Genomic DNA, 11918 nt, shown 5'->3' on the forward strand with positions numbered 1-11918 from the left:
AACTATAAAACCCGACTAAATATAACACTACAGAAAATTCAGGAGGTAATAAAATGTCTAACACAACAACTGCCGGTAATACCACTAACGCTCAACACAGGGATAAGAACATAACCATGTTAAATAACTATTTCCGTTTGTATGATGCCTCTCGCACCGATGATCGGGCTATGCACGACTTGTTGTCACTGTTCACGCAGGATGCTGAAATTGTGTCGGGCGGGAGAAGCCGCACAGGATTCGAGGTAGTGATTAAGACTTTTTATGAACACAACAAAGACATTAAACATATGTGGGACGCATGGGTACTTCAGCCTGACGGCAGCTACCTGACCAACTGGGCAGTATGCGGACAAGCTGCCGATGGCACGGTCTATGCGAAGGCGGGTATAGATATTGTGCGTGTGAATGATATGGGGCAGATTATGTATCTGAAGAACGTGCAGACGACTGAGGAAGAGTACAGTGAATTTAATTCGTAAGCGAAATGTATGTCTTTTCAAAATATAAGAATATCCTTCTATTAAAAAGACGGCAAAGCCGTCTCCACTAGTCACCGCATTTCCCGCTAAACCTCCCGATATTGGACACTCCAGCCCCATATTTGTACAATTACAGAAATGGACTATATCAAGGTTAGGAGATTATCCTTCATGAAAGAACTGAATTATACCAAGGTCTTTATACTTTTGGCTGGAATGTCCGCGGCAACCATTGCAGTGTATCAGGTAGTTTCGCTGCAGACGGATACGTACTATGCGTTTCTGCTCTGGAATCTGTTTTTGGCTTGGGTGCCGTTCTTCTTCTCCATGGCTGCGCATGAGCTGGATAAGCGGAAGATCGGGGGGCTGCTGATTTTGCCGCTGGGCGTAGCCTGGCTGCTGTTTTTTCCGAATGCGCCTTATATTATGACTGATCTGATCCATCTGACTGTCCGCAAAAGCAAGTATATCGTCGGCGGAACGATCCAGAACCGGTACTGGTATGATCTGACCACCCTCCTCCTGTTCACCTGGAGCGGCTGGCTGACCGGATTCTTCTCCCTGTACCAGTTCCAGCACGTGATCTACCGGAAAAGCAACATGCTGCTCTCGTGGGTCTTCGTCCTGTTCGCCTGTGTCATGGGCGGCTACGGCGTCCTGCTTGGCAGAGTCTACCGGCTGAACAGCTGGGATGTGCTGACGGACCGCCATCAGCTCTACCGGCTGGTCATGGACAGTCTGAACCGGCAGTCAGTGTTCTTCAGCCTATTCGTCGCCTTTGTGCTGCTGGTGATCTATGCCACGATGTATTGCCTGCTGAACGGGCTGGCGGGCGGGAGCCGCAGGAGTTATTCCGAGGGCCGGAGGAAGATAGGTTAAGCCTCCTCCTCATCGCCGAGTTCAGGCGGAAGCTCCATGTCCATCTCCAGCTCAGGAGCCGGAACATACTGGTAGCGCTCCAGGTCAACCACGCCCCGTTCATCGAAGATAACGCCCTCTCCGGTTAAATATAGCTGCTGCAGGGAAGCGGATTCGTCTTCGGTGAGCGAGATCATTCCTTTGGCGTTGATGACCCTGTGCCACGGCAGCTTGTACTTCCTGCTCATGGAATGCAGAATGCGCACGACCTGCCTGGCCGCCCGGGGACTTCCGGCAGCCCGGGCAATCCCGCCGTAGGTCATGACGGAGCCTTCCGGGATCGACTGAATAATGAGAATAACTTTTCGCGTGAATGGTGTCATTTTACGTGCTCCTTTTACCTTTCTCTGTCTGTAACAGTCCCACCGCTGTTTTCTAACTGTACTAACCATAACATAAAGCGGCTGCTGCAAGGAGCATTTGCCTTAGTGGAGCAGCGGCTGACGATATCATACGAAGCTTGGTCCAGCCGGCCCCTCTGTTACAGAGCGGGCTTATTTGCTGTGCCGTTCAAGGGCCGGGCGGCTTCTGCTTCTCCTATCCAGCAAATTCTGGCGAATAGGAGTCAGAGAGACGGGGGATAATCAGAGCAATAGATCTCTGAGAGGAGTGATAGCGGTGAAGAACAAGCAACCTGCACTGAACAGCGAAGCTGCCGGTACCCTATCAGCGTATCCCCCGCTAAGCCCTTCGCTGGAGGAGACGGTGGATCGGCTGCGGAAGATATTCAATAACGACGGGACATTAAGAGTAAGGATTATAGAGAACAGCCAGGGCGCTCCCGTCCGCTGCGGGTTAATCTATGTCGATGGAATGGTGGACCGGAATCTGATTCAGACGGGGATCATCAAGCCGGTACTCGCTTACCAGCCTGAAGAAGAAGAGCACCGGGATCCTAAGGTTCTGATGGAGAGAATCCGGTTGAGTGTCATTGATACCCCAGATGTCATGGTCTCCGAGGAGTTGGATGGACTGATCGGGGCGGTCGTCAGCGGGAAGGCGGTGCTGCTGCTGGAAGGCTATGCCGGAGGGCTTCTCATCAATGTTCAGGGATGGGACTCCAGAGCGATAGAAGAGCCTACTACAGAAAAAGCGGTACGCGGCCCCCGTGAGGGCTTCACCGAATCGCTGCTTGTGAATCTGACCCTGATCCGCCGCAGGGTACGGGATCCGGATCTGAAAATTGAATTCACGGAAATCGGAACACGCAGCAAGACGCAGACCTGTATCTGCTATATGGGGAGCCTGGCCTCTCCCGATATTATTAAGGAGGTGTATGACAGGCTGGAGAAGGTAGAGCTTGATCTGATTCTGGACACGGGTTATCTGTCCGAGCTGATCCGCGACGAGCCCTACTCTCCGTTTGAAACCGTTGGAAGTACCGAACGGCCGGACACACTCGTGAGCAAAATCATGGAGGGCCGGGTTGCGGTCCTCGTCGAAGGCACCCCTTTTGCGCTGACAGTTCCTTATGTATTCGTTGAGAACTTCCAGGCCAGTGAGGATTATTATATCAACTATTATTTTGCATCGTTTAACCGTGTGCTTAGAGTGTTGGGAGCCTTCATGTCGATCAGTATCCCGGCTGGTTATATTGCCCTTGTAACCTATGCCCAGGAGATGGTCCCTACCCTGCTGCTGCTTAGTATTGCGACTGCCAGGCAATCGGTACCTTTTCCAACCATAGTGGAAGCGCTGCTTATGCTGACCATCTTCGAGGTGCTGCGGGAAGCGGGGGCACGGATACCGACATCGATTGGCCAGGCTGTAAGCATTGTCGGGGCGCTGGTGCTGGGCCAGGCTGCTGTGGATGCGCGGATTGTCAGTGCGCCGATGGTCATTGTGGTGGGATTGACAGGGATAACGACGCTGCTCAATCCGAGGCTGACCGGACCGCTGATCATCGCCAGACTGGTGCTGCTGGGCACCACCTTCTTCCTGGGCCTCTACGGGTATTTCTTCGGTCTGCTCGGTCTGGTCATTCACCTAATGAGCCTGCGCTCCTTCGGCGTCTCATACATGCTCGGGGTAGGCTCGATCCGCCCCCAGGATATTAAGGACACCGCTGTCCGTGCGCCCTGGTGGGATATGAATCTGCGGCCTGCGGTGATTGGCATGCGTAACCGAAGAAGGAAGCCGTCCAAGAGACCGGCCAAGCGGTCATGAGATCTTTGCTGAGAGGGTGTACCTCTCTTATCGCACTGTTGCTGCTGCTGAGCCTGGGACTCACCGGCTGCTGGAATTATGCCGAGGTGGATGATATGGCGATTGTCGCCGGAGTGGCCATTGATAAGAATGAGGATGGGAAGCTGCTGCTTACAGCAGAGGTAGTGGATACAGGCGGGTCGGCGGACAAGGCCCAGGCGGGCTACAAGATGGTCAGCCTCAGCGGGAATACGATGTTTGAGATCGTCCGCAATATGATCTCTATGACAGGCAAGAAGCTTTTCTGGAGTCATGCGAAGGCCATAATCATCAGTGAGGAAGTCGCCAGAGAGGGGCTGGTCAAAGTCATTGACTGGTACAGCCGGGACACGGAGACCCGCTCGGATGTGTTCATCTTCGTGTCTGGAGAGAAGACGGCCCGCGAGGTGCTCAATATGAAAAGCACCACGGAAGCCATCCTGTCCTTTGAATTGGCCCAGATGATGCGTGACGAGAAGTATACGAACATCGCTCCAGCTGTGGAGATCTGGGATTTCATCGACAAGCTGGAGACTTCGGGGATTAATGCGACGGCCCCAATCATTCATATTCACCGAAAAAATGGTGAGCAGAGCGAAAGGGTGGCAGGTACCGCCGTATTTGTGAAGGACCGGATGGTGGGCAAACTGAGCGGCGATGAGACGAAGACGATGCTTATAATCAAAAATGTAATGCAGGGAGGGGTGTTGGCTGTAGATGATAAGCGGGGGAATCCGGCGTATTCCCTGGAGATTGTCTCCAATCAGACCAAGCTGAAGCATGAAATGGTGGATGGCAAGCTCCAGATACAGATTCATACGGTAACCAAGACAGGGCTGGATGAGGTTATGATAACGGAGGGATTCCTTGAGGATGAGACAATTCAGGATATCGAGCAAAGGGCAGCTGAGCGGCTGCAGGCGGATATTCTGGCGTTAATTCATAAGATGCAGCAGCGATACGATGCTGATATTTTTGGCTTTGGAGAGAGCTTGTACGAGAATCATCCTAAGCTCTGGGCCAAAGTGAAAGACCACTGGCCTGAGGCCTTTGCCGGTATTGAAGTGAGCGTCAAGTCCAAGCTGACAATACAGAGCAGTGCCAAGACTTCGCGGGCCATCCGGCTGGGGGATTAAGGATGTTCATTTACGTGATATTGATCTACGCATTGATAGCTGTAATTGATCCATATGGGCTGCGGAAGAAGGGAATGAAGCGGGATTTCCTGGTCTGCTCCGCCCTGTACCTGATCTCCTTCGGGCTGGCCTTCGCACTGTCGATGCGCTGGGAGATTCCCAGTCCGTCACCGCTGTTTGTGGAATGGGTGAAAAAGCTATATTAGAGCGCACCGCTGAAGGAGGAGGAGAGTGTGAGCAAAGAGACTATTCCGGCTGGCCAGTCCATCAGCATCGCTGTATTATTTGTCACCGGTGCTTCCCTGTTCCTGGGAACCTCGTCACAGTCCGGCAACAGCAGCTGGATTGCCCAACTGCTGGCAATTCTGCTGGCCGTTCCGCTTATGCTGGTCTATGCGAGACTCCATGTCCTGTTTCCGGGCAAGGATCTGTATGACATGCTGATTGAAGTGTTCGGCTCCGTCCTGGGACGGATGCTCTGTTGTCTGTATATCTGGTATGCTTTACATCTGGGAGCGCTGGTGCTGCGCAATTTCGGGGAGTTCAGCAAGACCGTGGCTTTAACCGCAACTCCGATGCTCGCACCCATGCTTATGATTGGCCTGCTCTGTATGTGGGTGGTCCACGCCGGGATCGAGGTGCTTGGAAGAAGCGCCAAATTCCTGCTGCTGTTCTCGCTGATTGTAATTGTGGTCTTACAACTACTCTCCGTACCCAAATTTGAATACCATCATCTGAAGCCGCTACTCAATACCAGATTTAACCTTATTCTTGCAGATACAGCAGGCTCGTTCACCTTCCCTTTTGCCGAGATTGTAGTCTTCCTTGGCGCATTCAGCGCCATTCCGGCCAAGGGCTCTGCCAAGCGGGTGCTGATCAGCAGCACATTGATTGCAGGGGGGATCATTATTATGATCACGCTGCGCAACCTGCTGATGCTCGGCCCTGATATTCTGTCCAGCCTGTACTACCCCTCTTACGTGGCGGTCAGCCGGATTAATATCGGCGATTTTGTCACCCGGATTGAAGGCTCCGCTGCCATTGTGTTTGTTACGGCGCTCTTCATCAAGGTCAGTCTGTGCCTGTATGTAACCTGCAACGGTGTGGCCAAGGTATTCAAGCTGGAGAGCTACCGGTCTGTAGTGCTTCAGATGGGACTGATCATGGTCTATCTGTCGGATTTCATCTATTCCAATATTATGGAAATGGAGTATTTCGCGTATCATATCTACAAGATATATGCACTCCCGTTCCAGGTAGTTATCCCTGTACTGCTGTGGCTTACAGCGGAGCTTCTCGCCCGCAGAAGGAACAGTAGACACAAGGCCCTTCCAGAGCAGCAGCCAGAAGGTTTATAGAGCAGCGTCAGCTATTCAGCCCCGCCCTGCGGGGCTGTCCGGTTTTCAACCTGTGCTGAAGTTAGCTATAATGAGAGGCAAGAGAGAATCTCATAGAACAGGTAGGAAAGGCGTGGATTATAGATGAGCGTATCGAGCATTGTAATGTCCTCACATTGGGGCAGAGAGGTCAGACATAAGCTTATCACGCAAGGCTCCAAGGTGCTGGCTGTGGTGTTCCCGGGACAGAATTATTCCGCCGAGCGGCCGCTGCTGGATTATGCGGGCAAGCTGGCCCGGGAATACGGCTGTGACCTGCTGCTGCTCGAATACGGCTACCAGGCTGCGAGAGTAGCCTTCAAGCGCGAGGAGATTGATATTGTTGCCGAGGAATGTAAGATTGCGCTTGCTTCACTTCCCGACTACGAGCAGCTTTTGTTCATCAGCAAGAGTATGGGGACGATTATTGCCGGTAAGGTGGCGTCGGAGCCCGGAATGGGCGAGAAGGTCTCACATCTGTTCCTTACACCTGTTGCGGAGAGTCTCCCGTTCATCCGGCAGAGCCGGGGCAGTGTGATTTACGGCGGGAGTGACCCGATGTTCACCGGGCAGCATCCTGCCGAGCTTAGCAGCATGAAGCAGGTAAGGGTATACAGGATTGACGATGCCAACCACGCTCTGGAAGTGGACAGTGTCAACGAATCGCTGGCTGTGCTGCTGGTTATTATTAATTTCTATCATGAGTTTTTCCGCGATTCATTATAAAGGGAGATGAGAGCATTTACTCGCGGATCAGTCTGGATTAGCCGGGAGGGCATTGATATGCAGGGGAAGGTAATTGGTCAAGGCAGAACGGCGGAAGTGCTGGAGTACGGGGAAGGAATGATTCTTAAGCTGTACCGCGATGACGTTCCGGAAGAGCATGTGGACTTAGAATACCGCTTCAGTAAATGGGTCTATGAACAAGGTGTTGCTACTCCGCAGCCTCATGAGCGGGTAGTGGTAGAGGGCAGACCGGGAATTGTGTATCAGCAGATCGCCGGTCCGACCCTGTTACAGCAGATGAACCGGAAGCCGTGGCTGAACTTCAGCGGCTTCAAGCAGATGGCCGGCCTGCACTACAGTCTTCACCAGCTTGAGGGCATGGGAGAAGCTGGAGCGCAGAAGAAGCAGCTGGAACATCAGATCATAGCTGCACCCATGCTTGCGACAGAGGAGAAATCACAGATTCTGTCCCGGCTTGCAGAGCTGCCGGACGGGGAGAAGCTATGCCATGGCGATTTCCACCCGGACAACATCCTGATGGACAGTAAGCTGTGGGTTATTGACTGGATGACAGGCGTCCGCGGCAATCCTGCAGCGGATGTTGCACGGTCGGTAATCATGTTCAGTATCGGGGCCTTGCCTGAGCGGGCTTCTGTGTTCACTAAGGGGTTCCTGGGGTTCGCCAGGAAGCGGCTGACCGCGCAATATGTCCGCAGGTATCTGAAGCTGTCAGGCTTGACGCTTGCAGATATCAACCCGTGGATACTGCCGGTAGCAGCCGCACGGCTGGTTGAAGGACTTCCGGTTCCCGAGAAGGAGCTGCTGGTCCGCGAGATCCGCAGACGCCTGAGAGCATAGCGCTGCGGGCAACAGAATAATAGATGATATAGAGAAGGCGGAACGCAGATGAATACATACATTGCCTTACTGCGCGGCATTAATGTCGGCGGCAACAAAATCATTAAGATGCAAGAACTGAAGGCGATGTTCGAAGCGCTTAAATATGAGAATGTGCGCACCTACATTCAGAGCGGCAACGTTGTGTTCGAGAGTGAAGGAGCCTCCGCTTCCGGGCTCGCCGGGACCATCAGCCAGCGGATCCAGGAGACCTTCGGCTTTGAGGTGCCTGTCATCATCCGTTCTCTGGAGGAGCTGGAGGCGGTCATCGCCGGTAATCCGTTCCCGCAGAGTGAACAGGAAGCCTACAAGCGCCTGTACGTCTCGTTTCTGGCAGCAGAGCCATCCGCTGAAGCACTGGAGAAGCTCCGTCCCTATGAGGATGGAGCCGATAAGGTGCAGGTGATCGGCAGGGAGCTGTATGCCTTCTATGAAGTGAGTGTGAGCGAGTCGCCGCTGTTCAAGGTACCATTCGACAAGCTGCTGGGAACGGCGCTTACCGCGCGCAACTGGAACACCCTGAACAAGGTAGCAGCGCTGGCCAGTAAGCCGTAAAGGAAATAGTTGCTCTCCCAAATACCCCACCAGAATATATCACTTGGTGGGGTATTTGGCGTGTCCGACACGTTCAGCAAACATTCAGCGGGCATTCATTGCCGGTTAAGGTACGGATGCCATAATACACCTAAGAAATGAACGAATCGGAGTGGATCAAACGATGAAAATACTGAAGAGGCCGGGTACCGATGTTGTACTGGTAATGATTATGCTGCTGGCAGCCGTCCTGTACGGATACGGAATCTGGAATGACCAATATGCCAATACGTACTATACAACCGCAGTGGGCAGCATGCTGCAGAGCTTCCATAACTTCTTCTTCGCTTCCCTGGATTCAGCAGGGTCTGTAACGGTCGATAAGCCGCCGGTAACCTTCTGGCTGCAGACCTTAAGTGCGCTGGTCTTCGGCCTGCATGGCTGGAGTGTCATTCTGCCGCAGGTGCTCGGCGGTGTAGGCTCGGTACTCTTAGTCTATCTGCTGGTGAAGCCTTCCTTCGGACGGGCGGCGGCACGGCTTGCAGCGCTCGTTATGGCGGCTACCCCGGTAGCAGCGGCGGTAAGCCGGACGAACAATATTGATGCGCTGCTGGTATTCACTTTACTGCTGGCAGCATGGTTTCTCTTCCGAGGTACCCGGACCCACCGGACGGGTAGCCTGCTCGCCGCCTTCGGGCTCATCGGTGTCGCCTTCAATGAGAAGATGCTGCAGGCTTATATGGTTCTTCCGGCCTTTTATCTATTCTATCTTCTGGCAGCCAAGGTGAACTGGAAAAAGAAGACCGGCACCCTTGCAGCCTGCACTGCCGTACTGCTGGTAGTGTCTCTATCCTGGGCTGTAATTGTCGATTCCATTCCGGCAGATGAGCGGCCTTACATCGGGAGCAGCGGCACCAATTCTGTGCTTAATCTGGCTTTTGGCTATAATGGTGTGTCCCGCTTGACCGGTGACCGCGGGGCAGGCGGAAGCGGTGGCTTCGGTGGCGGTATGCCCGGAATGAACGGGGAAATGCCGGAATTAGGCGGTGAATTCCCGCCCATGGATGGAGCTGATGGACAAGGGGGCGCAGACGGGCAAGGGGCGACGAACGGCCGTGATTCCGCCGCCGCCGGGGACAATCAGAGCCGTGACAGCGGCGGGACTGCTCCAGGCCAGGACGGACGCGGTGGCGGAATGGTGCCGGGCGGTCAGGACGGCGGACGGCGCGGAGAAGGAGCGGAAGGCGGGTTCGGCGGCCCGAACGGACGCGGAGGAATGAACGGCGGCGGCATGTTCAACACAGGCACTGCCGGTCCGCTGCGGCTGTTCCAGCAGGAGCTGTCCGGCCAGGCGAGCTGGCTGCTGCCGTTCGTGCTGTTTGGCAGCATCGGGATCTTGGCCAGCCTGCGCCGCAGGAGCTTCACCCGGCAGCATAAGGAAGCCATCTTCTGGCTGGCCTGGCTGGTCCCGGTCATGGGATTCTTCAGCATTGCCGGCTTCTTCCACCATTATTACCTGATTATGATGGCTCCGCCGGTGGCGGCGCTGGCAGGTGCAGGCTGGTCTCAGCTCTGGAGCTACTATAAGGAACGGAAGGCCTGGCTGTCCTGGCTGCTGCCCGCAGCGGTGCTGGCTACAACGGTACTTGAGGTGTACATTATCCGTCCGTACGACGATACGATCGGCAGCGGCTGGTCCTCCGGTATTCTGGCAGCAGGTCTTGCCATGACGGTACTGCTGGTCATTCTGCGGCTGCTGAAGGCGCTACGCGATAAGCCCTCCTGGTTACATGCCGCTGCGGTAACTGGGTTCCTGGTACTGCTGATTGGCCCGCTCTACTGGGCATTTACACCGATTGTCTATGGGAATAATAGTATGACTCCAGCAGCAGGGCCGAACAGCGGCAGCTCCTTCGGGATGGGCGCAATGGGCAACATGCCCAACATAGCCAACATGCCCGACATAGCCAACATGCCCAACATAGCCAACATGGGCGGCATGGGGGGAAGGAATAACGCTGCCGGTATCAATGAGTCTCTGCTGACCTATCTCAAGGAGCATAATACCGGCGAGAAATATCTGTTCGCAGCGATGGATTATGGAACGGCAGGCCCGTATATCATCGACGAAGGGGAGCAGGTCGTCATCCTGAACGGCTTCAATGCGTCAGATACGCCCTACACCCCAGCCACTCTGAAGGAGCTTGTAGAGAGCGGGCAAGTGAAGTACTTCCTGGTCACCAGCGGCGGCATGGGCGGGATGCGGGGCGGCGGCAGCTCGGAGATTACGGAATGGATTACCTCGAACGGGACGGAGGTTCCGGCCGCAGACTGGCAGGGGACGCAGAACAGCGGCAATGCCGGAACCTTGTACGAGATCACCCTGAACTAACCTGCGGGAGCAGGAGATCAGGAAGCGCGTATATCCGGTCGTGTGCCGGCGCGCTTCCTTACTACTTTTGAGGAGGAGCTGCCCATGAGTGTTCAAGTGCGCTATTCCATTATAATACCGATGTTCAATGAAGAGGCTGTTATTCAGGAGACCTACCGGCGCATCAAAAAAGTAATGGGCATAACAGGCGAGCCCTATGAGCTGATCTTCGTCAATGACGGCAGCACGGACAACTGCGCGCAGATGATCGAGGAATACAGCTATTGGGATGAAAGTGTGAAGCTGATCGATCTGTCCCGCAATTTCGGGCATCAGGTCGCTATTACCGCAGGTATGGATTATGCGCTGGGCGATGCGGTCGTGATCATTGACGCGGATCTCCAGGACCCGCCCGAGCTGATTCCGGAGATGATTGCGGAGTGGAAGCAAGGCTACCAGGTCGTGTATGCCAAGCGGATCAAGCGAAACGGAGAGTCCCTGTTCAAAAAGTGGTCGGCCAGCTTATTTTACCGGGTGCTGCGTTATTCGACCGATATCTCCATTCCGGTGGATACCGGCGATTTCCGCCTGATGGACCGTAGAGTCTGCGATGAGCTGAAGCGTCTGCCTGAGAAGAACCGCTTCGTTCGCGGTCTCGTCAGCTGGGTTGGATTCCGCCAGAAGGCGATAGAATACGAGCGGGAGGAGCGGCTGGCCGGAGAGACCAAATATCCGTTCAGACGGATGCTGAAGCTGTCGCTGGACGGCATTACCTCCTTCTCTTATAAGCCGCTGAAGCTGGCGGGTGTTCTTGGAGCACTGCTCTCCGTATCCGGGTTTCTGTACCTGATGTATGTACTGTATATGGCGCTCTTTACGGATGCGGCCGTGAAGGGCTGGGCGTCGATGATCGGGATCACCTTGACCTTCAACGGGTTCGTGCTGCTCATGCTGGGTATTCTGGGGGAGTATGTCGGACGGATCTATGATGAATCGAAGGGCCGTCCCCTCTATATCGTTCAGGAATTCTACAGCGGCAGGCCGCAGCAGAACGCGCAGGAGCAGAGAGTCGCCAGTCTCAACAAATAACTATATTCCTTCCACATCAAAAAACCGCCTCTCCTCCAAAAAGGAAAGGCGGTTCTTATGTAACAGCTGTATCTGCTAAGCCTTCAGCAAATCGTGATCGACATACCGTGCACCGTTCAGCTCACTGATGATGTTGACGGCCACCTTGGCGCCGTCCCCGGCAGTGATAATCGTATGGGCCTCATTCCGGCGCTCATTATTTATA

Annotated in this window: 12 protein-coding genes and 1 pseudogene; 11 read left to right on the top strand and 2 right to left on the bottom strand. The window is 54.3% G+C overall.

All coding sequences use genetic code 11. The features are described from left to right. Nucleotides 1-53 precede the first annotated feature (53 nt). Nucleotides 54-482, top strand: coding sequence for a polyketide cyclase (locus MKY86_RS01210; RefSeq protein WP_083685641.1), 429 nt, complete (start codon nucleotides 54-56; stop codon nucleotides 480-482). Nucleotides 483-653: 171 nt separating this feature from the next. Then, the gene (locus MKY86_RS01215; RefSeq protein WP_076083861.1) at nucleotides 654-1361 is read left to right on the top strand and encodes a DUF1361 domain-containing protein; all 708 of its coding nucleotides are present in this window, start codon (nucleotides 654-656) and stop codon (nucleotides 1359-1361) included. Here the strand turns inward: MKY86_RS01215 and MKY86_RS01220 are convergent. Next, nucleotides 1358-1723, bottom strand: a complete 366-nt coding sequence (locus MKY86_RS01220) for an MGMT family protein (protein WP_076083864.1) — start codon at nucleotides 1721-1723, stop codon at nucleotides 1358-1360. The genes MKY86_RS01215 and MKY86_RS01220 overlap by 4 nt on opposite strands. A 295-nt stretch (nucleotides 1724-2018) precedes the next feature. Here MKY86_RS01220 and MKY86_RS01225 point away from each other — a divergent pair, with 295 nt between their 5' ends. The 9 genes from MKY86_RS01225 (at nucleotide 2019) to MKY86_RS01265 (ending at nucleotide 11713) form a co-directional block, all read left to right on the top strand. Further along, the gene (locus MKY86_RS01225; protein ID WP_340825717.1) at nucleotides 2019-3566 is read left to right on the top strand and encodes a spore germination protein; all 1548 of its coding nucleotides are present in this window, start codon (nucleotides 2019-2021) and stop codon (nucleotides 3564-3566) included. Beyond that, entirely contained in the window at nucleotides 3563-4720 is a 1158-nt protein-coding gene (locus tag MKY86_RS01230; protein ID WP_076083867.1) for a Ger(x)C family spore germination protein, read from the top strand. Before MKY86_RS01225 ends, MKY86_RS01230 begins: the two co-directional genes overlap by 4 nt. Nucleotides 4721-4722: 2 nt before the next feature. Then, the gene (locus tag MKY86_RS01235) at nucleotides 4723-4926 is read left to right on the top strand and encodes a hypothetical protein (protein WP_076083870.1); all 204 of its coding nucleotides are present in this window, start codon (nucleotides 4723-4725) and stop codon (nucleotides 4924-4926) included. Nucleotides 4927-4953: 27 nt separating this feature from the next. Further along, nucleotides 4954-6078, top strand: a complete 1125-nt coding sequence (locus tag MKY86_RS01240) for a GerAB/ArcD/ProY family transporter (RefSeq protein WP_076083873.1) — start codon at nucleotides 4954-4956, stop codon at nucleotides 6076-6078. A 123-nt stretch (nucleotides 6079-6201) separates the two neighbouring features. Then, the gene (locus MKY86_RS01245) at nucleotides 6202-6822 is read left to right on the top strand and encodes a hypothetical protein (protein ID WP_076083876.1); all 621 of its coding nucleotides are present in this window, start codon (nucleotides 6202-6204) and stop codon (nucleotides 6820-6822) included. A gap of 57 nt (nucleotides 6823-6879) precedes the next feature. After that, complete coding sequence (locus MKY86_RS01250; RefSeq protein ID WP_076083879.1) at nucleotides 6880-7680, top strand: phosphotransferase family protein; 801 nt, start codon at nucleotides 6880-6882, stop codon at nucleotides 7678-7680. Nucleotides 7681-7728: 48 nt separating this feature from the next. Next, nucleotides 7729-8274, top strand: coding sequence for a DUF1697 domain-containing protein (locus tag MKY86_RS01255; RefSeq protein ID WP_076083882.1), 546 nt, complete (start codon nucleotides 7729-7731; stop codon nucleotides 8272-8274). 163 nt (nucleotides 8275-8437) lie between these two features. After that, on the top strand, nucleotides 8438-10645 hold the full coding sequence (locus MKY86_RS01260) for a glycosyltransferase family 39 protein (RefSeq protein WP_076083885.1): 2208 nt from the start codon (nucleotides 8438-8440) through the stop codon (nucleotides 10643-10645). An 84-nt stretch (nucleotides 10646-10729) separates the two neighbouring features. Beyond that, nucleotides 10730-11713, top strand: coding sequence for a glycosyltransferase family 2 protein (locus tag MKY86_RS01265; RefSeq protein WP_076083888.1), 984 nt, complete (start codon nucleotides 10730-10732; stop codon nucleotides 11711-11713). Between the two features lie 75 nt (nucleotides 11714-11788). Here the strand turns inward: MKY86_RS01265 and MKY86_RS01270 are convergent. Continuing rightward, nucleotides 11789-11890 (bottom strand): annotated as a pseudogene (locus MKY86_RS01270) (pyridine nucleotide-disulfide oxidoreductase); the annotation flags it as partial. Nucleotides 11891-11918: the final 28 nt, after the last annotated feature.

Origin of the sequence: Paenibacillus sp. FSL R7-0333, assembly GCF_038000365.1 — a bacterium.
Classification (GTDB): domain Bacteria; phylum Bacillota; class Bacilli; order Paenibacillales; family Paenibacillaceae; genus Paenibacillus_AQ; species Paenibacillus_AQ silagei.